15 protein-coding genes and 3 pseudogenes are annotated in these 23734 nt (G+C 52.5%); 5 read left to right on the top strand and 13 right to left on the bottom strand.

Translation table 11 applies throughout. From position 1 onward, the window contains the following. Nucleotides 1-543: 543 nt before the first annotated feature. The 5 genes from HB779_RS22025 to repC all read left to right on the top strand — a co-directional run bounded on the left by HB779_RS22025 (nucleotide 544) and on the right by repC (nucleotide 6587). A complete protein-coding gene (locus HB779_RS22025) occupies nucleotides 544-1359 on the top strand; it encodes a hypothetical protein (RefSeq protein WP_188346104.1) in 816 nt (271 codons plus the stop codon). Nucleotides 1360-1400: 41 nt separating this feature from the next. After that, the gene (locus HB779_RS22020; protein WP_188346103.1) at nucleotides 1401-2279 is read left to right on the top strand and encodes a GGDEF domain-containing protein; all 879 of its coding nucleotides are present in this window, start codon (nucleotides 1401-1403) and stop codon (nucleotides 2277-2279) included. Nucleotides 2280-2653: 374 nt separating this feature from the next. Continuing rightward, nucleotides 2654-3853 carry a plasmid partitioning protein RepA gene (gene repA, locus HB779_RS22015; protein WP_188346102.1) on the top strand — a complete coding sequence of 400 codons (1200 nt, stop codon included), beginning with the start codon at nucleotides 2654-2656 and terminating at the stop codon, nucleotides 3851-3853. A gap of 82 nt (nucleotides 3854-3935) precedes the next feature. Beyond that, nucleotides 3936-4901 (top strand): plasmid partitioning protein RepB, encoded by a 966-nt coding sequence (gene repB / locus HB779_RS22010; protein ID WP_188346101.1) that lies wholly within the window; start codon nucleotides 3936-3938, stop codon nucleotides 4899-4901. A 153-nt stretch (nucleotides 4902-5054) separates the two neighbouring features. Further along, entirely contained in the window at nucleotides 5055-6587 is a 1533-nt protein-coding gene (gene repC, locus HB779_RS22005; protein ID WP_188346100.1) for a plasmid replication protein RepC, read from the top strand. 915 nt (nucleotides 6588-7502) lie between these two features. On the opposite strand, the gene HB779_RS22000 is transcribed toward repC, so the two are convergent. The 13 genes and pseudogenes from HB779_RS22000 to HB779_RS21950 form a co-directional block, all read right to left on the bottom strand. After that, nucleotides 7503-9902, bottom strand: a complete 2400-nt coding sequence (locus HB779_RS22000; protein ID WP_188346099.1) for a hypothetical protein — start codon at nucleotides 9900-9902, stop codon at nucleotides 7503-7505. Nucleotides 9903-9922: 20 nt separating this feature from the next. Next, nucleotides 9923-11083: pseudogene (locus HB779_RS21995) on the bottom strand (IS3 family transposase). Between the two features lie 12 nt (nucleotides 11084-11095). Next, a complete protein-coding gene (locus tag HB779_RS21990; RefSeq protein WP_188346098.1) occupies nucleotides 11096-12595 on the bottom strand; it encodes an AAA family ATPase in 1500 nt (499 codons plus the stop codon). Nucleotides 12596-12687: 92 nt separating this feature from the next. Beyond that, a pseudogene (locus HB779_RS25510) lies at nucleotides 12688-12867 on the bottom strand (SH3 domain-containing protein); the annotation flags it as partial. A gap of 3 nt (nucleotides 12868-12870) precedes the next feature. After that, nucleotides 12871-13380, bottom strand: coding sequence for an SH3 domain-containing protein (locus tag HB779_RS21985; RefSeq protein WP_244642768.1), 510 nt, complete (start codon nucleotides 13378-13380; stop codon nucleotides 12871-12873). A gap of 99 nt (nucleotides 13381-13479) precedes the next feature. Continuing rightward, complete coding sequence (locus HB779_RS21980; RefSeq protein ID WP_188346097.1) at nucleotides 13480-16968, bottom strand: AAA family ATPase; 3489 nt, start codon at nucleotides 16966-16968, stop codon at nucleotides 13480-13482. Continuing rightward, entirely contained in the window at nucleotides 16968-18236 is a 1269-nt protein-coding gene (locus HB779_RS21975) for a DNA repair exonuclease (protein WP_188346096.1), read from the bottom strand. The genes HB779_RS21980 and HB779_RS21975 overlap by 1 nt, the downstream gene beginning before the upstream one ends. A gap of 133 nt (nucleotides 18237-18369) precedes the next feature. Then, nucleotides 18370-18984, bottom strand: coding sequence for a nucleotidyl transferase AbiEii/AbiGii toxin family protein (locus HB779_RS21970; RefSeq protein WP_244642766.1), 615 nt, complete (start codon nucleotides 18982-18984; stop codon nucleotides 18370-18372). Between the two features lie 41 nt (nucleotides 18985-19025). Beyond that, entirely contained in the window at nucleotides 19026-19289 is a 264-nt protein-coding gene (locus tag HB779_RS21965) for a hypothetical protein (protein ID WP_244642762.1), read from the bottom strand. Nucleotides 19290-19564: 275 nt separating this feature from the next. After that, nucleotides 19565-20842, bottom strand: coding sequence for a DUF1963 domain-containing protein (locus HB779_RS21960; protein WP_188346095.1), 1278 nt, complete (start codon nucleotides 20840-20842; stop codon nucleotides 19565-19567). A gap of 357 nt (nucleotides 20843-21199) precedes the next feature. Further along, nucleotides 21200-22249: a cupin domain-containing protein gene (locus tag HB779_RS21955; RefSeq protein ID WP_188346094.1), complete on the bottom strand. Its 1050-nt coding sequence runs from the start codon at nucleotides 22247-22249 to the stop codon at nucleotides 21200-21202. 195 nt (nucleotides 22250-22444) lie between these two features. Next, a pseudogene (locus HB779_RS25850) lies at nucleotides 22445-22642 on the bottom strand (IS3 family transposase); the annotation flags it as partial. Between the two features lie 85 nt (nucleotides 22643-22727). Next, a complete protein-coding gene (locus HB779_RS21950) occupies nucleotides 22728-23450 on the bottom strand; it encodes a DUF1176 domain-containing protein (RefSeq protein ID WP_188346093.1) in 723 nt (240 codons plus the stop codon). Nucleotides 23451-23734 lie beyond the last annotated feature (284 nt).

Below are 23734 nucleotides of genomic sequence, written 5' to 3'. Positions count from 1 at the left end.
ACAATCGTACTTGATCGGCGATCGTCGGCATTTTGCCTAGCTTTTATGGCCTATTGATATCTTATTTCAAACCGTTCATAGGATTGAACTAAGAGAACATGTGATCCGGATTGGACACAGACTTCAGAGGGGACGAAGTACAGTCTTGCAAGCAGTTGAAAGCTGCTGGTGCGACCTATGGTGCTAGAGCAAGTTTTGCTTATTCGGAGCCGTTCTGCCGGAGGGAATTTGTGGGCAAGGTCAAGGGGTTTGACAAGACCGATGTTTACCCATCGGGTGAAGTCAAAGCCCGCAGGAATTGGCCCAAATTCACCCGGCCCTTCGGGTTTCCGGCTGGCGGACACCCACTTTGTCAGGCAGCTTCGTCCGATGGGTAAACATCGGCCTTGCTACCTTCCGCGTGGATTGCCTCGCCATCCGAGAAACAGAACTGGCTTCGAATAAACAAAATTTGCTCTAGGATAGTTTCGATTGATTTCACTTCGCCCCACCCGTTCCGGGAAATCTCCTGGAACGCCCTCCCCTTCGTCAACCGAAGCGAGCTTGTCACGTCAAACCGGGCGTAGCCTGTACTGGAAACTCTGGACCGGTGCAGGCATGGCGGTTGTTTGCACAGCCGTGCTTGCTGCGAGCGTCATAGCGCCGTCGTATGGCGACTACTGGCTAGCACGGCAAAACCTTGCCCATGTGGAACGCTTTCGGTTGGTATTGGATGCTGCAAACCGAATTTCGGCCGAACGTGGTCCATCCAATGTCGTCATGGGAAGTATCGGTGCTCCATCAACTGCCGCATTGCAGCGCCTTGCGGAATTTCGGGCGGCAAGCGATGCCGCTCTGAATGTGATTGCACGGCCCGCTACCGCAGATTTGGACGATCCCGAGCATCCTATCCCCTTGCGTTACATCGAGAGTGTTCGTTTCCGGCTTAAATATGCCAGGGCGGAAGTCGATCGTGTAGACAATCTCGCAGTCAATGAAAAGCGCTTGGAGGATGTGCAACAAGGTATTGAGGGAATGCTGGCGGTCGTTGATGATTACCAGTCTGTTGTGGCTTGGAACGTCAATGAGCTTGTCGATACCGACGGTGGTATCGCGGCTTCAGTACTGACCGGGCACATGCTGAGTGATCTCAGGGAATATGGCGGGCGCATTGCGTCGCAGATTATGGCGCCCATAGCCACAGGCCATCCGCTGGATCGAAAGAATTTCATTGAAAGCAGTAGAACACGGGGGCGTATCAACGAGCTTTGGCGATTGATTGGCGGGCAGGATGCCCTTTTTCGAAGCGATCCCCGTCTTTCAGGCAAACGCGAGGAAATTGAGCGGATATTTTTTTTGGCGATGGGCTGGGAATCGTAGACACGCTCATAGTGGAGGGCAGAAATTCCGGCGGCTATTCAATGAATGCAGAGGAGTTTACGGCGCGTTTTGTTAAGACACTTCGACCGCTGGAGAGTTTGCGTACAGAGTTCTTGAACGTGACAATCGATGAACTCATTCTGGCCCGGGACCGCGCCCTGAATACACTGTTTATGGTCATAGCGATAACAATGGCAATTCTTCTTACGTTAATCAGCCTTGTCCGCATGGTCCACAGGTCCGTACTGTCACCTTTGCTGTACGCACGGGAAGAGGTTATCGGCCTTGCACGGGATCGGCTGGTACCGGCCACTCAAAGCCAGCACTACACTGGTGAAATGCGGCACCTGTTCGATGCCATCCAAACACTTCGTGGCAAATTGCAGGAACGGGCAGTTTTAACCGATAAACTGAGGGAACAAGCGGAGACTGACGGGCTAACGGGCCTTTTCAACCGAAGAACCCTGGATCTCATCGGCCGGAGCCCGCAGAACAATGAGGAGGAGCCAGAGCGTGCCTGTCTTATCCTTCTTGATATCGATTACTTCAAGCAGGTTAATGATACTTACGGCCACCAGGCGGGAGATCGCGTCTTGAAAGAGGTAGCTGATCTCATACGCTCCATGTTGCGTCCGGCAGATGTCATTGCCAGATTTGGTGGCGAAGAGTTTGCTATCCTGTCATCGGGGGATCTGTTGGCAGATACGGTGATGCGTGCCCGTCGGATAAGATTGGCATTGCAGCGGCATGAAATTCTGATTGGCAACGATGTTCGGCTCAGCATGACAGCCAGTTTTGGTGTGGCTTCGGGTCCCCTCGGCGAGGCTGAATTGCCACGTTTGATCAAGGCAGCTGATGTCGCGCTGTACCGCGCTAAGTCGGAAGGACGAAATCGCGTGCGATTCGCCTCGGATGGCTGATTTACGGGGCTGAGAACGGTTAATCCGAGACTATCCGGTTAAACAATCATGGGATAACTTTGGCTTAAAGCTAAGTTACAGTTTGCCTGGGATAGCGGTGGATTCCATGCATAAAACCTTGTCGTTAAACTTTACTGCGGTAAATATGTCGAAATATACCAACCAAATCAAACATATAGGTGATGTGATGAGTGATGTTCTGTTTTTGGCAAATAGCAAGCGGCGCAGTTGGGCAAGTATTGCTATATTGGTTTGCCAAGTTCCGTTAACCATTTGTTAACCTAAAATTTCTTGCCGGCACTTGAGAATCGGAGCTTAATAGCGCTTCTTTAAGGAAATGCTTAGAAAAAGCGCTATTAGAGGTTTTGCTCTCGATGAATTTCGCCATGCCTCTGCCCAAGTTTGAGTTTGATGACAAGATCCTCGATCAGGGTGCAGAGATATCACGCCGCTTGAATCAGCTTCGGATGGAAAAATTTCCGCCGAACGCCAAGAAGACGTTGCGCCAATTTTCCATGGCTGAAGTGGCGCATTATCTTGGCGTTACGCAAAACAATCTCAAGCGGCTGCACTTGGAAGGGAAGGGCCCAGAACCGGCACAAGCGTCGTCCGGCCGCCGCTCCTACACTGCCGAGCAAATGCTGGAACTGCGTCATTACCTTGATCGCAATGGCCGGACGGAAGTGAAAAAATACGTTCCGCATCGCAAGGCTGGCGACAAGCTGCAGGTTATCGCAGTTGTTAACTTCAAGGGTGGTTCCGGCAAGACCACGACGGCAGCTCATCTGGCGCAATATCTCGCGCTGACAGGACACCGGGTTCTTGCAATTGATCTTGATCCGCAGGCTTCTCTTTCTGCATTGCACGGCTTTCAGCCGGAGCTGGACAGAAATTTGTCACTCTATGAGTCCATCCGGTACGATGAAGAGCGCAAGCCAATTACCGATGTCATTCTGTCAACCAATTTTCCTGGTCTCGACATTATCCCGGCTAATCTTGAGCTGCAGGAATACGAGTATGACACGCCGCTGGCCATGCAGGATAAGGCATCACGCGAAGGCAGGCAATTTTTTACGCGCATAGCTGGCGCGCTCGAAGCCGTGGATGATCGTTATGATGTGGTGGTGATCGATTGTCCGCCGCAATTGGGCTATCTGACCTTGACGGCCATGTCTGCTGCCACATCCGTTCTTATTACCGTTCATCCGCAGATGCTCGATTTGATGTCGATGTCGCAGTTTCTTTTGATGCTCGGTGGCATTCTGAAGACTGTCAAACAAGCCGGTGCGAAAGTGGAGCTGGATTGGTTCCGCTATCTCATTACCCGCTATGAACCCACAGATATTCCACAGGCGCAAATGGTTGGTTTCATGCAATCGATGCTGGCCGAGGAAATCCTTGCCAATCCGATGCTGAAATCCACCGCCGTTTCCGACGCGGGATTGACCAAACAGACGCTTTATGAGGTCGAGAAGAACAGTTTCACCCGCACAACCTATGAACGGGCGATTGAATCATTGGATGCGGTTAATTCGGAAATTGCATCGCTTGTTCATCGTGCATGGGGACGGTGAGATGGCAACACAGTTTACTGCGGTAAAAACGCTGGTTTTTATCAAGAAAATCAAATGCATGATTGAGAGTGGACGGAGTTAGATGGCCCGCAAGGATATTTTCAGCAGCGTGATGAACCCGGCGCCTATGAAGCCGGAGCGCAATGACGCGCTCTCCTATGTCGTTACCGGTGCATCACGTTCGATCAAGAGTTCATTTGAGGAACTGGCAAAGGGCAGCGTTGTTGAGCTGGACCCTGCGCTTATCGATGGCTCCTTTGTTTCTGATCGCATTGATGAAGATGATGCACCGTTCCAAGAGCTCCTGACCGCCATTGAAACGAGAGGGCAGGACTCTCCTATTCTCGTGCGGCCACATCCCACGGCAACTGGGCGTTACCAGATCGTCTTTGGTCACCGCCGCGTTAAGGTTGCCCGACAACTCGGTAAGCTCGTTCGCGCTGTCGTCAAGCCCATGGCTGACCAGGATCATGTTATCGCTCAAGGTCAGGAAAATGCGGCCCGGCAAAACCTTTCCTTCATTGAGCGGACATTCTTTGCGAAGCGTTTGAGCGATCTTGGTTACGATCAGGCTGTCATCAAATCGGCCTTGGCGCTTGATCCTACAACCTTTTCCAAGATGCAGTCCGTATCGACGCATATTCCTGAACATATCGTGCTTGCCGTTGGTGCTGCAAAAGCCACCGGCCGCGATAGATGGTGGCAATTATCGAAGTTTTTCGAGCAACCCGGTGGCAAGGCCAAAGCGGATGAGTTTGTTCATTCTGACGGCTTTAACGTTGGCGAAAGCGATGAGCGGTTTATCCGGCTTTTTGATTTTTTGAATAGAGCGAAGAAGCCCACTCAGAAAACGAGTACTCCAAAGGCAAAAACTTGGTCTGCGAAGGACAAATTGCTCAGTGCAGAGATGAAGGACACAGGAAAGAGTTTTACCCTAGCGTTGAAAGCTAAAAATGCTTCGCGTTTCGGTGCATATATTGCTGATAACCTTGACGAACTCTATCGAGCGTTCGGGGAATCGGAAACAGTAAGAAAAACAGGAGATTAACCGCAAAAGAAAAAGCTCCCGAACGTTGCCGTCGCGGAAGCCCTTCTCATAGATGTAGCAATCAGAGAATCGCATTTCCGGGAATCAGTGTCAAGAGTGTTTGGCGTCGTTTTGGCGAGCGGGTTTCTTTTGCCTGATTGAAAGGTAGGAGACATGCAGACCGGGAATGCATTCACGACGCCCTTTGGGCGGCGATCGCTGTCGCTTGGCATGCTGGCAACGCAGGTCCAGGCCAGAGAGGTCGATCCGGAGGCCGCTGTTGATAAATGGAAACTGTTTCGCTCGCTGTGCGAAGCACGGGCGCTGATCGGGATATCCGACCGGGCGCTGGTGGTGCTCAATGCACTTTTGACGTTCTATCCGCAGAGCGAGCTCACCGAGGCTAATGGCCTGGTGGTGTTTCCATCCAATGTGCAATTGTCGCTGCGCTCGCACGGCATGGCGCCGGCAACGCTGCGCCGGCATTTGAGTGCACTGGTGGAAACCGGTTTGATCTTCCGCAAAGACAGCCCCAATGGCAAACGCTATGCCCGCAAGGCCCGAACCGGGGCGGCAGGTGCGACCGGGGCAGGGGAGGGCGGCGAAGCGTTCGGGTTCTCGCTGGCACCTCTGGTGGTGCGTGCCTCAGAGTTTGAAGCCATGGCAGAAGAGGTGCGCTCGGCAAGATTGCAGCTGAAACTGATGAAGGAGCGGGTGACGCTGCTGCGCCGCGATATCATCAAGCTGATCGAGCTTGGCTTTGAGGAAATGCCGCACATCGACTGGAACAGCCACCACACGGCATTCAGGGGTGTGATTGATGCACTTCCGCGTCAGGCAACGGCGGACGATCTGGAGCCTGTCATTGACGGCCTTGAATGCATCCAACTTGAGATCTCCAAGTTGTTGCAGGATAAGCTGAATTTACAACAAACAAGCGCCAAAGAGTCTCATTTTGAGCGCCACAAACAAAATTCAAACACCAAATCCACTTCTGATCTTGAACCTGGCTTTAGAAAAGACCAAGGCCGAAACACCGAACCAACCTCACAACCAGATGCGCTTGGACAAACCAGCGACAGTAAGGGAATAACCGGGCAGCCTGAAAGCACACCCGGGCATGATGTGCAGCACACCGCGGACAAGCTGGACCGGAACGCTGCCGGTGCAGGGCAGGGCGGTCTTACTGGTGGCCGTGCCATGGCTGGCGGGTTGAATGCACCGTCTGATCCGTCCGGTTTGAACGGCGATGATGACATATCGGACCTGCGCACCGATCTTTCCGGCCGCAGCATCAATCTGGCCGCACTTGGTGCCTCTGTCTCAGCCTTTGATGCCAAACCCGTTCCGCTGGGACTTGTCCGCCAGGCCTGCCCCGATATTGCTGCCTATGCCAAGAACGGTCTTTCCAGCTGGTCGGAACTGATGGGGGCCGCCATTGTCGTGCGCTCCATGCTCGGTGTCAGTCCCTCTGCCTATGAGGAAGCCTGCACTATTCTCGGTCAGGAAAACGCCGCGATTGCCATTGCCTGCATTCTGCAGCGTGCCGGACACATCAATTCCGCCGGTGGCTACCTGCGCTCCCTCACCGACAAGGCCGCTAAGGGCGAATTCTCCGTCTGGCCAATGCTTCTTGCTCAACTCAGAGCCAATGGAAACCATGTCAGAGTGGTCGGCTCGCCGCAGAACGAGGAGAGGAAGTCGTGATCCCGATGCACTGTATGTATGCAGGTGGTAGTTCGCTGTAAACCGACAGTGGATCGAGCACAATGTAACTTACATGCTGGAAATACGGCGATGAAACAGTCAAACAAAGTGGTAGACCATCGACTGGCAAAGCCAATTTCAGTTCCAAACATCTGTTTTATGCAGAATCAGACGTCACCAGAAAACGATCATTTGAAAACGCCGATAATAAGTGGGTGAGCATCTCTATGGTCAAAAAATGACCGAAATACGGGCGTCTGGATGACTGAGGTACGCACTACAGGTTGATTGTAGTTCTGACGGCAACCCCTGCGTATCCGCGTTCGACTTCTTGATTTTATAGTCCCCTAAGCTGAAGCTAATTGCTAAATAAGTACTGTGTAGAGCAAAATATTAACGTAAACAGCGGGTTAATGCCCTCAAACTTCGGGTCGGCGAAGTCGGCAATCTAGCTAGGTTTTATAGACCAGTAGAATTGAACGAAGTTTGAGGCCTCCTTAACTCATGTGGCTTCTGACTAACGACTTCAATTTGAAACGGTTAACCAGAAATTGGGTGCTGATTTCTGGTTAAGCGTTTCAATTTTCGGCGCGTCAGCATGGCGTAAGCCTTTGCAGAATAATGGGTTTCTCGGAACTGAAGCTATCATATTTGCCGATCCCATATTATTGCAAATATACCCGAAACGTCAGCAGATCACGGCGCCATAAATCAGTAATTTCATAATTCTTTCAATGATTTAGTGAATTGAAATGCTTAATCAGAAAATTGAAGCCGTTAGCCAGAAATCAGCTTCAAAATGGCCAAAAAACTGAACAATCATAATATGTTATGCGAATTGAAATGCTTAGTCAGAAGCCACATTTTCTGATTAAGGCAATTCAAAAAGAATTCCGACAACCTCCATCAAACCAATCATTTTGGGTAGGCCAAAGGTCCCGTCAAGACTGAGTAATTGTGCAGGTGCTGTACACCATCAGCATTGATACTCTCTAGGACTATGATTGATTGTTGGCAACGAAGACGCTTGAAGTAGCGAGCACCGCTCTCATCGACAGCAATAACCATCCGACCATCTAACTGTGAGGCAGTCACATTTGCCGTATTGAATTGTTGGGTGATAATGTACTGACCGTTTAATGCAATTGGCTCTGCGCTTCTTCCTTCGACTTGAAATAGCTTTGCATCTTGGAGCATCGACTGGATAACTAGAAAGTCCGGCAATGCGATAAACTCAACATTGTCGTCCTTGGGAGGTAAGGGGAGTTTGTTTTTGGCAAACAGTGTACCCACGACTTTGCGCATTAGGATTCGTTCTTTTGGTGCGATAACGGGCTGAACAAGGGCAGTCGGATCGATAGATTGCCCGGTTAACACCGCAATGTGTGGATGTATCTCTGTTTCGTTGTAGCGCCGAGCAAGTAACTGATGTTCGAAGGAGGTGACTACAAGACTTCGTTCATGAATCTTCGCATAATTGCTGACGATGATCACATCACCAATATCAGCCACGGGATCAAGTGTGCCCGCTGACAACTGGTACGCATCGTGATTATATAGAGTAAGCTTCTGAGCTTGGGAAAGGTCAGAAATCATGATGAGTCCATCTCCTGCTCTACCGTCGGTTTTAGCTGCTGCGGCCACTCCTGTGTGCTGAAACTGTAGCGTTTTTATATGCGCTGCGTTGCTCGTGGGAAGTTCGACAATGTTGTCCATCCACGCGAACAGCCGGGGCTCTCCCACATGGGCTTCATACTCTATGAAGATCTTGAAGCAGGTGTGAAGCAGAGACTGTACCTTTGTCTCCCAGAACACATTCACATCCATCGCTTGGGCTACGCCAATAGTACCATCCAACTTATGGTGAGACTCGTTTATCCATTGCATGGGTTTTCCGCCAGCTCCACCTCCGATCGTGTTGAGGAGGTTCTTGAACGACGGATTGGAGAACGGTGGTACACTACCCTCCTGTCGTAATTTCAAAACGCTCATGAGGGCTTCAAGAGACATTCCAGAAATTTCAGGTCCCTCGGCACGGAGCATAATTTTCAGTAGATCTTCGCAATACGTTCTGACTTTTAAAACGTAGGTATGGCCCTGCTCATCTTCGTTCGAATCAATCGCTCCTTGATAGGCGCGCGCAAGGCTGTCGCCATAAATGACAGTGGCAACTTTCGAACTCTCGCATAGGCGCACAACAAGGCCTTGCTTACCGTTTAACTTCTCCGAGTTAACCAGCATTTGAAAGAATTGTCGCTCGTGCGTAATCAACAAAACCTGTGCCCCAGTGGGGTGTGCAGGATCAGTATTTCCCAGCCGTGCAATCTCTTCTGCCCACTTGCGCTTGTTTCGCGGGTCAAAAGTCACTTGTGGATCATCAAACAACATGATCGGAAAAGGGTTGATCCCAGTGTCTTCGATGGCTTGCTCGCGCAATGCTAGCACGAAGGCCCAAAGGATTGCTCGAAGCCAAGAGCTATTAGCAACAACTGACGCATCTATACGAAATCCATGGTCGAAACTTGCCGCAATCTGGACGGTTTTCTTTTCAAGGGCCGCATCCTGAAAGGATAGGCGCTCTCGAAAGTGAATTCGCTCAAGTATCTTTTTGATACGGCCAGAAAGCGAGGATCTAGAGCTCGCGGTCTCAGTCGCCACCAACTGCCGAAGTTCCTTCAATGGCTCTAGCGCGACAGCCACCGCTTCACGCACACATTGTTTCTCATAAATTGGGAGCCACTTATCGGCCTCTGTTGCAACGTCATTCAGTGCCTTCGCAAGATTATCTAACGGCGTGGCTTTTTCGAGCGCCGCTTCAAGCGTTGCCAGTTTGCCCTCAAGGCTTTCTGCCGGATAATCACCATCCTTAGATTTAACGCCAATTAGCTCCTTCCAACCTGCTGCGAAGAATTGGCGATGCGAATTCCACCATTCAACCAATGCCACAAGGCGTTCGGTTTCATGGATGTACTTATTCAGTTGCTCAGCAACGGCGGGCCCGGAATCCTGCACATCGCTAGACGTGTAGGTAAATACCGGTAATTCTTGAGCGAGGTTTTCTGCGGTCGTTGATGCGAACGTTGCCATTCCCGTCAGAACTGTCGTAAAGGGAGCTACATTCACGAATACGGACTTTGCCGCGTCGAAAAACGCATCTTTCGGCTGCATTGCTGCTAGTAGAGTGAAATGCCCGTTAAGCACGACTGGAATCTTGCCGCGAATGTTCTTTTCAAGTTCGGCGCAGACATCTGCAATCTTCCGTTCTGCTTCGTTCGATGCTGTTTTTAGGGCTTTAAGCTCGTGGCCTGCCCCCATGAGGCGATCCGGGTTTAATGTTAGTGCAGACTTGGTCTGATTGCCATCACTGGCGTTGAGGCTGGCCCATTTTGAGACGGCCAGACAATAGCCACGGGAGCAGGTGATCTGTAACCCAAGGATGAGTGGGGTCGGATAGTATTGTAATGCCGTCGCCAATTCTCGATGACGATTTGTGCCTCCTTAAGTGTGTAGAAGATTTCTCCGTTGAGCAGTTCATCCCGAAGCTTTGAATTGAAACTCTCACAATAGCCGTTCTCCCATGGACTACCCGGCATGATGTAGGCGGTTTTGGCACCGACGGCAGCAATCCACTCTCTCAAGGCCTTGGCGATGAATTCAGGGCCATTGTCGGACCGGATGTGACCAGGAATGCCGCGCAGGATAAACAGATCAGACAGAACGTCGATGACATCCGTCGCCTTCAACTTTCTGTCCACCCTGATGGCAATACATTCCCGTGTGAATTCGTCGATCACATTGAGCATACGGATTTTCCTTCCATTGTGCGTGCGAGCCTCAACAAAGTCATAGGACCAGACATGGTTGGGGTATTCCGGTCGAAGCCGGATGCACGAACTCTCATTCAGCCATAAACGTGTGCGCTTGGGTTGTCTGTGTGGAACTTTGAGCCCCTCACGCCGCCATATCCGCTCAACCCGTTTCACATTCACCACCCAACCCGCACGATGCAGCATCGCTGTGATGCGGCGATATCCGTAGCGGCCATATTGGAGAGCAAGTGCAATGATGTCGGCGGTCAGTGCCGCTTCATCGTCCGGTGTTTTCAAGAGCTTGCGCTGTGTGGATCGATGCTGGCCAAGAACCCGGCATGCCCGTCGTTCGGACACGTCAAATTCCTCAACCACATGCTCCACACAGGCACGGCGGCGTGCGGGGCTTAAAAGTTTCCCTTTGCGGCCTCAGCAAGGATCATCTTGTCCAGCGTCAGATCCGAAACAGCCCGCCGAAGACGCGCATTCTCCGCTTCCAGTTCTTTCAGCCGCTTGACCTGATCACCCTTCAAGCCGCCGTATTCGGCCCGCCACCGGTAATATGTTACTTCCGTCACACCTATCGATCGAATGGCTTCTGCCATCGACTTCCCCCTGCGAACTTAGAACATCTACCTGACGCAGTTTCATGACAATCTCTTCGGGCTTGTGTCGTTTGCTTGGCATTCTCAATATCCTTTATCGGCTCAAAAGCCATACTTCATAAAGGACCACTTTCAAGGGGGCAGGCCACTCGTTTGCCAGTGCTTGGCGCTTCTCGCCCGAGAGCTTACTTTCGCACAAAGGGCAATCCGCCTCATTATGCTCGTGCGTGCTCGGTTCGAAAAACTGTGAAGCAAGAGCTTTGAGGCGCAGCTTGTAGTCTTTGCTCTGACGCTCGTCCCAGGAAATTGCCTCGGCTAGCTTTTGTCGCGTATGCGAGATTAAGTTGGGGATGGTTTGGAAGCCAGCATCGTCATATGCTGACCACATTGCTTTCCAAGCATCAAAGATTGAAACGCCCTTGGAACTATCTTGCAGAATACCGCGTGCAATGCTTACTGCTTGTCTGATTGCCGCCCTGTCAGCACCCTCGTTGATATCAATTGTGTCAGTGATATCTGAAGTCAACACGCCCAGATGGGTAGCTGCCTGCTCAGATCCCCGTTGGGCGATATTGCGAAGCTCCTGTGAGTAGTTTTTGTCCCGGCGGTTACCTGCAATCTTGAGCTCGAATTCTGCCTTTTTTGCCTCCTCGCTAGCGCGGTCGAGAAGTAGCGCTATTTTAGTCTCTAGTGCGGGAGCACCCTTATCGACAGAGTATTTCAGAAACCGCTTGGCTTTATGAGTAATGCTGCTCGCTCCCTCAGCAATGGCTGCGATCTGGTCTAGACCAGTTAGTAATTTCACCGCCTCATAAATGGTCTGGCTCTTCTCGCCAAATCCTATTCGACTGAGCCGCGCTGGCATGAGTAACCCAACCTCAAACAGGTGGGGCGAGACGAGTAGATCGGAAGAAATCTCTACCTCTATCATCGGTTCTTCATTAGGCGCGGATATGAGCTTACGATAAGCGTGAGTGCTGTTTCCTTCCGGATCTTGAAATGTAAGTCGAACCCAGGTTGCGGCGGGACCGGACAGCTGGACTGAGTTTGAAGGATATGCAACAATTGCTGGCCAGTCGCCAATGCGAGCCCCAGAGTCATCATAGACAGGTCCGCGATGGCCGCGCTCAAAGACAAGTCCATCTTGGTCTCGGCAGCGATAGCCAGTCAATGCCCAGATAATAGCACTTACAAGGGATGTCTTACCTGAACCATTCTGACCTTCAAGGCACCAATTTTGACCGTCGAAAGGTATGTCCAAGTTCGGCCCCCCAATCATGTTGAGCCCCCCAAAACCAGAGCTTTCAATTCGTGCAAGGCGCCACGGTCCTGTTGTCGAGACGGGACCACTTAGGGTTTTATCAGCTGCTGGGTCCAAGTCTATATTCTCCCATGCCGAAACGAGCCCGTCGAATAGGCTCTCGCTTCCCTCAGCAACCTTCACTTGGTCGCAAGTCAGTAAATATTGAAACAGGCGCCGAGCCGCGGGCGTAGATAATTGCGTTGATCCCGCTTTATTCTCTCCGAACTTCGGCCAGGAAAGGACCTCGCCGGAAAGGAGCTGTTTCTTCGCCTCAAATAGAGAAAGTGCCATTTTAGCTCCTATAATTTGGGTGCGTTATAATCTGTTCTGGTTCGTCGCTGTCAGGAGTCGATGAGGTCGGGGCGCAAGTTAACATCATGTTGTCACGACCGCTTCCGAAAGGTTGAAATCATATCCTTCGTTACATCTTCCGGAAAACACACAGGAGCATACCCGCCACCGCGATTGTAGGCGCTGCGCTTGCCGCATCTTCGCCCGCCGCGATCGGTGTTGTACGGACAGGGACAGGAGCCGGGATAGACCGCGATGGATTGAGCGATGATGCTCTAGATGATGGTGGTGTCATTGATTTTGGGAATTTCAATTTTGGGCTTTGGCAGAGGCTCTGGCTTCTGAGATGTTTCCCGTTTCAGCACCTCATCGGGCTTTGTCTCGCTGAGAAGCTTTGCTGAAATCCAGCCCACTTTTTGTGTAAGATTGTCCCTGATCTGCGACCAGTCGGCTTGGGTGTCCAGAAGGGTGACTTCACGGCCGTTATCGTATCGGTCAATGATCGCAAAACTCTTGCCAGGGCCTGCACGCAGAGCCGCAGCTTTGCCGCGCACGAATACAGTTTTTCCGAGGGCTGTCTTTATTTTGGATCGCACTGTATCCGCTCCGTTGGGAGCAGTGGGAATTTCCGGGGCGGGTGTTGATGATGGTGTGTTCGTGACCGGCGACGTGAGTGAGGAGGGCTGAGTGAGCGATGACGCAGTGGGTTGCACATCCTTCTTGTGCGAACCCAGCCAGGAAATGCCGGCCACGATAATCACTGCCCAGAACAGAAACCGCCGCATGAAGTGCCCCCACCACAGGTTGCAACTTCAACTGAAGTTCAACCGAGTTCAAGAGGCCATTTTGTAGGAAGTAGTTTGTATTATGCGTAGGGAGAGATCCTAAGCGTTCAGCTCATGTATTCGCACACTTGGCAGAACCTTCTGCGCGATCTCGCAAAGGTGCCTGTGGTGGGTGAGGTAAATGACCTGGCCGATGGACGCCATTTCGCTCATCAGACGAAACACCTCTTCCGAGCGCGGCTCATCAAAGGTCTCCATGATGTCATCGGCAATGAAGGGTACGGATGGCCTGACTTCGGCGAACTCCTGGTAGCCGGCAAGACGCAGTGCAAGATAGAGCTGAAACTGTGTACCGGTTGACATGGCGTCGGACATTTTCGAGGCGCCGCTTTTGGAAACGCCGATCAGGATTTCCTTGTCCTTTTCCGGCTTGGCAGCAAGACCCGAATACTCGCCGCGGGTAATCAGACGAAAGGCGTCCGATGCCCGGTTCATCATCGAGGAGCGGTGTTTGTCGCGATAGAGGTGCAAGGCATTTTCGGCGGCAAGCGCACCGGTTTTAAGGCGAAGGTATTTTTGTGCAAGTTCTTCGATTTCGAGGAAGATCGTGCGCCGCTGTGCTTCGATCCTCGCCACAGCATCATCTCCACCCACCTGCTCAAGCTTTTTCCTGGCTAAAGTGAGATCGGCGAAGAGCACACGGCTTTGTTCTTCCAGATCAGACGACCGGGCTGAGAGTTCTGCTGCCTGTTGTTCAATCTCGGCGACGTTGACTTCGGTAAGCAGGGCTTCTGCCTCAGGGAAAGTCACCACGCGCAATTCATCCGCGATCTGATCGGCGATGCCGGCAAGACGGCGTTCAAGCCGGGCTTTATCTGCAGCCTGTTCCAGTTTGGCACTGACCTCAGTTAATGTCTCGACATCGAAGAAGGCAGTCAGTTCACTCTTGCGCGCTTCATGCACGGCAAGTTCCTGTTTGAGCTTGCGGCTGATGTCTGCGAGACGCTCGTGTTCATCCAGTTTCATGGCGTGGATGTTTTGGGCACTCTGGCTGGCCTGATATCGCTTTGTTAGAGTTTCGGCTTCCTGCTGGGCCTGTGCGGGGTCAAAGGTCTCGCCAAGCACTTCGAAAATGCCAGCCACTTCTTTACCGAAGACAATCTGATTATTCTCCATGGTGGCGATGCGCTGCGCCAGTTGATCACGCTCTCGCAGGGCGGCGGGAAGATCAGCAAGGCTGTTCAGGATCTCGCGTACCTGCGGCACTTCTGATGTGGTGGCGCCGAACCAGGTTTTGGAGAGGGCCTCGTTCCAATGGCTGTCCCATTTTTTTGCCTGTGCATCAGCCCGCTCAAAATCCTCCTGGCGCTCGGAAATTTCCCGCTTTTGTTTGGCGAGATTTGCAACGGTATTTTCCGCTGCGCTGCGGGCACTGATCGCTTCTGACAGAAACGCGCTCGCAGTCTGCATCAACGCCGGTGGTGACATGGTTTCAATGCCATCAATAGATGTAGCGCCCATTGCAGTCACAAGGACCGAGACTTCATGATCAAGCTCGGACTTTGCTTGACGGATATCTTCATCCACCTCACGAAGCGCATTCCATGCGGCGAGGGCTTCCTTGCGGCTGGCATTCCAGCGCTCAAGCCGTGACAGCCAATCCTCGATTGTTGCGTTCTCAGGCAATTCAATGGCGTTGGAGACGGCGGCACGGATGCGGGTGTGTAGCTGTAAGAGCTCATCTGATGCATCGGCCAGCAATTCCTTTTCACGCTGAATGGATGCGGCACTTACCGATGCGGTCTGTGCCGCCTGACGCAGTTCGGCCAGATCGCGTGATCGTGCGAGGCGTGTCTCGCTCAGATCATCATGCACTCGCATCTTCTCTTCGAACGCCTTGGCTGTTTCAAGATCGAGTTGGTTCAGATGTTGCTCCCAGGCACGCGTGCGCGCTTCACGCGATCGCTGTGCTTCGACATCATCGATGTGCCCGACTGCCGCCTGGATTGCTTCAATATGCGCCCGTGTACTCGCTTCTTCCGTGCCAGACTTGCGAATGCTGTCCTTGTGCTCCCGGATACGCTTTTCAATCAGCAGGGCTTCACTGCGCCAGGCTTCGATCCGGCGAGGTTCCGGCAGATCAAAGGCAAGCAACGCTGCTCCGTCCCCTATCCATGGATGCAGGCTGGTTAGAAGCGCGTCGTAGTTGCGGGAAAGCTGCCCGCGATCCCGCTCGGCCACACGCAGACGTGCCTGATGGTCACTGCGCTGCAAGGAACCAAGTGCCGTCTCGATGGAACGCGCATCCTCTTTGCCGAGCACCTTGCCGCGTGATGCGCTGTCCGCGTTTTCTAATTCAATGCGTTCCAGCAATTGTTTTGCTTTGGCGAGTTCACGCGAAGTCGTGTGCAGCGTGGCGTCAATGCCAGAGCGTGTCTCGATCAGACTGCGCAATTCTCCGATAAGTGCAGCGGGAAGAACAAGTGCCTCCGGTGTCCGGTTGCCATCCTGCCCCAGTGATTTCAGAAGACCTGCAACAGCGCTGTTCTGTTCACCAAGCGAGATCCGGCGTTTCGGCAGATCCTCTTCAGCTGTGCGATAGCGTGCGCGGCCATCCTCAAGTGCCAGAATGCGCGCGGCGACAGACTGGAGCTGATCATCAATCTCGATCGCATCAATCTCGGATTGCAGCCTGGCGAATTCTCTCTGCGTTCCGTCGATCTGCGTCTGTATCCGCGTCTGGTCTTTCGTCAATTGCGGCAGTTCTGCCGCCCATTCGGAGGGCGGCCGCGGCAGGTCGGCAAAATCAGCAAGCTGACCTTTGAGGCGCGAATGCTCACCGGCCAAGGGGAGGGCATGTATAATGCGTGAGACGTCGCCAAGGCTTGTTCTTGTTTTGCCAAGCTCCGCCATTGCCGCGTCATAGGCTGATTGTGCCTGATCGCCTGTGGTCACAAGGTTTGCATAGGCGGAAGCAAATGTATCGATTGCATCCCGCTGTGCTTTAAGATCGGCGAGCTTTTGCTTCAGCTCGGCAACTTGCGTGTTGCGTCCGCGCTTCTTGTGAATGAGGCTGGCTTCCTCAGCCGTTGCCGCCAATGTCTGGCTGAGATCAGCAAGGCCTGCACTGGCAGAAAACAGAAGTTCTCCAAGATCACCCTTGCTCTGGATGATAGCATTGCCGCCGTCCTTCAATGATTGTTCATCGAGCGAGAACATGGTGCGGTAGGCTTCACGGCCAATGCCGGCAAGCGGTGTCCCAAGCAAAGCCTCATTGACCGGTTGACCACGCTCATCCTGCAACGAGCCTGTTCTGACCTTGCTGCGGATCAGCTGATGGGTCTGTCCGTCAAACTGCAGCGTCGCCCCGATCTGCATGGCCGTATAGGGATGCAAAAAGGCGTACTTGCTGCGTTCTTCAATGCCGAAGAGGAAATCAAGATAGGCGGCGAAGGCGGTCGATTTCCCGGCCTCGTTCAATCCATAGACAATATGCAGATCAGGTGAACCGGCGACGGCCTCACCAAAATCGAGGCTGTAATCGGTGAACTTGCCATAGCGGGTAAGGTCAAGCTTGCGCAGCCGCATCACTGCGTCTCCCGGCCAGGAGATTTAAGCCGCGCGATAATGTCATCGCCGCTCTGTGTCATCAACTCATCGATGAATGTTTCAAACTCGACTTCGGAATTGCCGGCAAATTTCCGGCTTTCCGGTGGCAGATCATCCAGCAGGTCCTTGATCATCTGGCGCACATCCTCGCGAAACCCGTGCGAGGTCATGACATCGGCATGCATCAGGTGCCCAAGTTCAACCAGGGGATCTGCGGTCGTGGCAGTCGCTGTCTCGTCAAGTGGACGCACAGCGAGTTCGATCTTTTCCACCCAGGTACGGCCAATACCTTGAGCGCGCTGTTCAGCCTCTGCCTGCAACAGGTCGGCATCACGGCGCAGCTGCCATGCCAGCGTCGTGTTGCCGGTCAGTTTTAACCTGCCGACGAGATGGTCCGATCTGGTTTTGTCGCGCTGCCCGGCCAATGCTGTTTCAATGGCAGTGATCACATCCCGCCATTCCCGCGCAGTCGTCACATCAACCGTCAGGCGTTCGAACTGGGCAATGCTGGTCAGACGCTCTTCAACGCTGATTGATCTGTCATCACCAACAGTGACAAGCGATACGGACTTCTCGCCAGCTTCATTGATGTCCCGGCCTTGCGGCATGCCGGGCATGATTACTGTCTTTGCACCGACATGCTGCGAGCGCAGATGGATATGGCCGAGTGCCCAATAGTCAAATCCGGATGTATGTAGGTCTGCCACATTGCATGGAGCGTAAGCATCGTGGCCAGGAGCTCCGGCAAGGCTGGTATGCATGATCCCGATATTGACGGCACCCGCCACAGGCTGTTTGAATTTTGGCAGCAGACTTTCCGGCGCCTGCGGTTTGCCAAAACTCAAACCATGCATGGCAATGGCAAGACCGCCATGCTGCAGCTCGATCGCCTCGGCTCTCGCACCAAAGATCTTTATCGAAGGCGGCAGCACCAGTTCCTGCGTGATCTTTGACAGGGCATCATGATTGCCGCGGATCGTATAGACGCTGATGCCGGCCTCATGCAGCCGCTGCATCTGCGTTGCCAGAAATCGGGCGGTTTTCATGGAGGTCTGATCGCCGTCATAAAGATCGCCGGCAATCACCAATGCATTGACCTGTTCTTCGAGGCAAAGGTCGACGATCGCAACAAGTGCCTGCCGCGTGGCGTCGCCGATCAGCAAACCAAGATCAGGATCGCGCAGCGACAATGATCGCAGCGGCGAATCCAGATGGATGTCAGCGGTATGGATGAAACGAAACGGCATGAACCCTTAAAATGTCCGGCAACCAATCAGGTTGCAGACCATCGCACGTCACAATCTGTGCGTCACGTGCGCCAAGGCCGGGAAGGGGAGTTTTCCAGTGGATGGTTGCCATTGGCCCCGGATACAGGCAGGCCTATACAGCACGCAAGATTTCTTTGGCCCGATCAATAGCCGTTGTGGCGATGTTCCGACAGTGGTCACGAAGCATCAGCTGCTGGATTGTTGCGTAGACAAACTCGGGATTGAGCTTGTCTATCGTTGCGAGCGTTTGTTCGACTTGTTTAGGATAAGAGCGAAGCGCTGAAATGATTGAGTTGGCATCCGTTTCCCCAGCTGCGGCAATATCAAAGATGTCTCTGGGCTTGATGCTTGAGCCGCGGTAGTAGATTTTCTTGGTGATGATTTCCGGAACGGTTTCCAGGAGTACAATTTCGTTTTCTATCTCTCGGGCGATTGTAGGTGCCTCAGTCATTGCAGGCCCGACAATGAAGTCGATCTCACCATCAGCAAATGCGATTTTGAGGAAACCGGTACCATCACCACCATAATCGTGGGGCACGACTTCAAATTCAAAATTTTGCTTTTGAGGATCGAGGTAAGACAGAAATTGCGGGTCTGGCAGAAAGATATCGACATCGTGACTTTCACGATGATCAATTTGTATCATCATGGCTGTTCCGCCGCCGAAGCTCCAACCTTCAATAATCTGATGATCGGCGTTCACCTGCCGGATAAGGCTGCAAGCCATCCGAAACAACCGCTTCCAATCAGACTGATGTTTGGGGATACTCACGCAGCGAGCGGATAAGACTCGCCGGAATAGCTTGCAAAAGCCTTGGCAGCCGAAATCAACTGTGTTTGGGAAACGCCATTATTATGTGCAAAAGCTTTCTGCAGAAGAGGATTGACCTCTCCGAAGAAGGTGGACATATGTCCAGGCACCGCTTTGGCAGCTTCTTGATTTTTCAGGCAATAAACGAGCGTTTGCGCGTCAAGCTGTTTGCTGTACGGCGCATTCACGGTCGTTAAGATCAATGCCGAATTCATCATCATAGTCACCATTCCTACGACGGAATATAAGTCAGCGCTGCTGTATAATCAACAACCAGCTGAAATAAAGCACAAAAGTGGATATATTGCCTGCGCAAAATTCAGACGCGGAAGACAGCCTCGACGCAGGGCATGGCGGCCCAGTTTTAGGGCTACCAGCTTAGCTTAATCGAGACCGAGCCGCTTGCGAAGGTCAGTGTTTTCTGCACGGAGCTTGGCAGCCAATTCCTTTTTTCGTACCTCGAGAGGTTGACCTGGCCACAGCTCCAGACGTCGTCTCAATCTTGCTCGTAGACTATCCACGCCCGGTCAAAGCGGCGCATAGCAAGATCTTCCTCACGCACGAGCACGTTGATCGAGCCGGGAAGGGTGTAGCCTATCGCTTCATCCGTACCGATCTGCACCACAAGATGCCAAGCTTTTGCGTCGACTATTAATCGCTTCGCTGCTTCACTTTGGTAGGCATCACCAGTGCCGGCATCGATTCCGTTGGCGGCAAGCTGACTGCGGGATTGCATCCCGGACTGTATCGCACGCGGCCAGCCGCCAAGCTGATGATTGTGACCTTGGTTGTCAGTAGGCCATCCAAGTGTGAACAACCAATTGTGGTAGAGCGCGGTATCTTCCTTCGCTATCCCTTGCAAAGCGTCAAAGCCAGCATCACCAGTTGGCACGGTGGTTACTACGGAGGAGGTTTTAACTGCAGCTGACCGGAGCTGTGTGGATGGGATAAGGTCGAGCAGTTCTTTCGGGGGTGCAACGCGCTGCAGCTGAGAAACAGGGGTTTCGTCATAAATCAATTGCCAGCCTGCTTTGGAGCGAGGCTCAAAGTCAGCTGGCAGGATTGGAAGATCATAAAAAAGCAGAAGTCGCCCCGTTTTCGGTAGAGCGGGATCAAAGCCGGGTTCCCTTGAAAGCGCCGCAAGATCAATTTGGGCGATAAATGTCAGCGGAAATGGTTTTGTCACGGCCTTCGCCTTCGCACGCAGTTCCCTGGCCTCCGCTGCGATCTCGTCGGGATTGGCAGCTGGCAAGTTTCCCAGATCAAGTGCATCCGTATCGATGCCAGCGTCCTTCATGATCTTGAGAGTGCCAGCCATAGCGTCGTCCTTCAGCTGCTTTCGCGCGACAATCAGGGCTTTCCCATCTTGCTCGGGTAACCACGGTGCCAACAGACCAGAATCCGCATAAAGGTTTGCAGCTTCTTCTTCGTACTGTCGAGCAAGTTGCTCTGCACCTTCGTATGCGGATCGAACAGCCCAAGGTATTTCCTTCGGCAAATCCGGATGTCCGCCAAACTTGCTTGCCCCTAGCGGAACTTTGGCGTCCTCCGTCAGCGTGGTTTCAAGTACCAGGGCGTCGCGCGATGCAGCAACTATGGTTTGGATGGCAGGAAGAGAAAGTCCACCACGCACCAAACGCTCCGAAAGCTCGACACGGGTTGTCGGCAGGGGCATGACATTGTCCTTATTGGCTGCCATCGGCGCTTGTGGATTTGCGAGCAGTGCGAAGGCAACAGCAATTGCTTGAAGTGTAACGCGGGAGCTCCGGGACATGGTCGTCCTTCATCGCATGTGAATTGCCAAGGCCTGCTTGTTTCACGCTAATCTGGAATGAGTATGTCTGGCAAGCCGCAGGCACATAACATGGATTGGTGGTTTTCGCACTCGGTAAGGATCGACTGGGATTCTTGATCAGGCGATGATGCTCGCCGACAGGCGGAGTTTTGTCTATAATCCAACTTAGTCGAAACTGGCTACTATCGGCATTTACAAAGGAAGGCAGGACCATGCCCGCGCCGTTTGCTATGCCATAGCCTCAAAGGCACATCTCACAATCAAATAGCCCCAATTCCGGCGCGTATTGGATCACGCGCTGGGCAGCGGACCTTTATGCGCAGGCAACTATTCCTATTAACCAGCCTTTGGCTCCAAACTTTGGGGATTGACCCGACCGACGATCAAGGGATCAGCTATTACGTGTGGAAAGTTCGGCAAGCTATGCGTTGACACGCCAAGTGTGGCGGCCATCACTGCCGGTGCGAGTGCGGCAGGAATTATGCGGATTCCGATGTCCTCTGGCATCGGTTGGTCGAAGAATATCAGGAAATGGATTTCCTCCTCGCCGAGCACCTCGATGTGGTGAGGATATGCGCGTGGGATGAAATAGACATCGCCAGGTCCAAGATCCCAGGTATGGGTGGTAGCGTCGGGGTTGAGAATTGTCATACGCGCGCGGCCGGAATGGACATATCCCATTTCTGCTGTTTCGGGATGCCAATGCGGCTCACGCATACCGTCCGTGGTGATCAGCAACGAATACATGGCGATATCAGTCAGGGCAGGCCAGAACTGCGCCCGCCCCAGACGAGCGGTGCCATAGCTGGGGTGTATCATCGCGGGCTGTGCCTCGATATCGAACTTGTGCGCAGCTTCGCGTCGAGCTTCGTCCGGCACGACCGGTGGCCCTTCGCGTCGGACCAGATAGGCACCTTCAGTCGTCTTTGCGATCTGCGTGAAAGCGGATGCAGGCAAACCATAGGCATTGCCGAGCGACGCATCGGTCATCGCGCCGAAAGTTCCCTGGAGCGAAAAATCCTCTGGGCGCTCGTGCCTGAAGGCTAAGACAAAGTCTGCCTGTTCAGTGCCGATGTTCTCGATACAATGCAATGCTCCGGAAGGAATGTGGAACATCTGCCCTGCGCTAATCGTAAAGACAGAATGAAAATCCCCTGTACCAAGGATTGTCACGAGAGCCTCACCGGCAAGACAATAGCCAAGCTCAACGCAATTGGCGTGCCAATGTGGTGCGCGGATCGAATTTGGCGCCAGGGTCAACTGCTTGATCGAAAGACCCTTCATGATCGAAAGATCATCAGCGTTGACTTGAGTGACGCTACCAAGATCTGATTGATGGACGACACGTCCGTTTGAAAGAGAGGTCTGATGCGCAGGTGAGGGCATATCGCACTCCTGGGTGAAGTAGACAATCCACAAGATGTCCTAACTCTAGCCCATAATATCCGAACAACAAGAATGGATAGACGGTCATGATGCAATGATCAGCGCGTTTTACCAGCCGGTCCCGATTTCTTTCAAATATAAAGGCAGTTAACGTCAGGCCGGTGAACGATCAAGGATTGCAATGGCATGTTGAATTTGACCCTGTGCCTGCGAATGCTTTGGGGCTCGCACCGCACAGCCTACACGCAAATCGAGACATTGCTCTTATTCCCGATACCAGCCGCTCAATGCATTCTTGGTTGGGTAACCCCGCTGACGAGTCGTCGCCTTGATACGTTTGCCAAGCTTGATGTAGAGATCAACTGCCCGGATCTTTTCTTCATAGGAATACATGAACTACCTCCTTGATAGTCCAGGTTTTCGTCCGCACCCCCCCGGGTCAGTTCTCAGTGGAAATCAACACATTGGCGAAGTTGGCCTATTTCTTGGTCGGGTACAACTGAATCCAAGTCTTGCCAACAGGCCTGGCATCGAAGTCACCTAGCCATTGAAACACATCTCTGCCATCCCAATCGGCCTTGCTGATATCCTCCAACAATACGACTTTGAATTTTTCTGGCTCGACAGCATAGCGGGCATAATGCCCTGCATCGCCCATTCCGCGCGCTTTAGCATATTCAACGATGACACGCTTTCGGGCATCGACACCGCGAGCAAAAATCTCGTCACGGAGTTTCCCGTCCGGTCGAGGAAAATGCATCAGTCTCACAGTGGCTGGAAATGTGCTTTCGTCGTAGCCGAAAAATAGGCTCGATCTGTTATAGGCCCCTTGGTTGCAGGGAATTTCCAATATGAAGCGAGCATCCCCAAAAAAATGAAAAGCTGGAGGATCTGAGCTCTCCACTGTCGATTGCAGCACGCTTAATAGCGTTGGAGTTTTGCGCTGCTCTTCAGTCAAACCCCAATAGCCACAGGAGTTCACCCATCGATCCACCGGAAACCGGCTTAGTGTCTCTGCGCAATTCTTCTCGTAGATAAACCGATGGCTGTCGTCAGCTGCGATGAAATTACATTCGTCTTTTGCGATGTCTATTGCATTTCGGCTTTGACCAGAAGCTGCGGGGCTCCCGCCAGCCAGCACTAGCCCGATCAAACACAACAGTGTGAAACACCTTCGCACATTGCCGGAATATTTAAACAAAGCCTCTAACCTCATAGTGATCATTTTCGCATGTAATGGCCGATTGGTGTTCGTTTCCGATAAAAATTGGCCCCTTAGTCTTCCTGCGCTGGCTCACTTAAACGAGACGATGCTCTTATTGAGCCTTAAATTATGTTTGGTGCATAGGGCAATTCGCGGATGGAAAAATGTGTTGGTTCGTATGGAAACTCAGCACATTGGTCGCAAGGTGCTCGGATTTGGGACGTTCTCGGGTTTGTTGGCCGTGTCTTTGCGCGATGGTCTAAAGATTGGAGGTTCAGTAA

The sequence above is a fragment of the Phyllobacterium sp. 628 genome, from assembly GCF_014189505.1.
Classification (GTDB): domain Bacteria; phylum Pseudomonadota; class Alphaproteobacteria; order Rhizobiales; family Rhizobiaceae; genus Phyllobacterium.
Note: the sequence above shows the minus strand (reverse complement) of the source record. Positions and strands in the feature narration are given on the sequence as shown.

What these genes read in the sequence shown, in the direction of transcription:
- HB779_RS21970 (WP_244642766.1), bottom strand. Translation starts at nt 18,984, where the DNA reads ATGGCTTGCAGCCTTATCCGGCAGGTGAACGCCGATCATCAGATTATT.
- HB779_RS21985 (WP_244642768.1), bottom strand. Translation starts at nt 13,380, where the DNA reads ATGCGGCGGTTTCTGTTCTGGGCAGTGATTATCGTGGCCGGCATTTCC.
- repC (WP_188346100.1), top strand. Translation starts at nt 5,055, where the DNA reads ATGCAGACCGGGAATGCATTCACGACGCCCTTTGGGCGGCGATCGCTG.
- HB779_RS22000 (WP_188346099.1), bottom strand. Translation starts at nt 9,902, where the DNA reads ATGGGGGCAGGCCACGAGCTTAAAGCCCTAAAAACAGCATCGAACGAA.
- HB779_RS21990 (WP_188346098.1), bottom strand. Translation starts at nt 12,595, where the DNA reads ATGGCACTTTCTCTATTTGAGGCGAAGAAACAGCTCCTTTCCGGCGAG.
- HB779_RS21965 (WP_244642762.1), bottom strand. Translation starts at nt 19,289, where the DNA reads ATGATGATGAATTCGGCATTGATCTTAACGACCGTGAATGCGCCGTAC.
- repA (WP_188346102.1), top strand. Translation starts at nt 2,654, where the DNA reads ATGAATTTCGCCATGCCTCTGCCCAAGTTTGAGTTTGATGACAAGATC.
- repB (WP_188346101.1), top strand. Translation starts at nt 3,936, where the DNA reads ATGGCCCGCAAGGATATTTTCAGCAGCGTGATGAACCCGGCGCCTATG.
- HB779_RS21960 (WP_188346095.1), bottom strand. Translation starts at nt 20,842, where the DNA reads ATGTCCCGGAGCTCCCGCGTTACACTTCAAGCAATTGCTGTTGCCTTC.
- HB779_RS21980 (WP_188346097.1), bottom strand. Translation starts at nt 16,968, where the DNA reads ATGCGGCTGCGCAAGCTTGACCTTACCCGCTATGGCAAGTTCACCGAT.
- HB779_RS22020 (WP_188346103.1), top strand. Translation starts at nt 1,401, where the DNA reads ATGAATGCAGAGGAGTTTACGGCGCGTTTTGTTAAGACACTTCGACCG.
- HB779_RS21975 (WP_188346096.1), bottom strand. Translation starts at nt 18,236, where the DNA reads ATGCCGTTTCGTTTCATCCATACCGCTGACATCCATCTGGATTCGCCG.
- HB779_RS21955 (WP_188346094.1), bottom strand. Translation starts at nt 22,249, where the DNA reads ATGCCCTCACCTGCGCATCAGACCTCTCTTTCAAACGGACGTGTCGTC.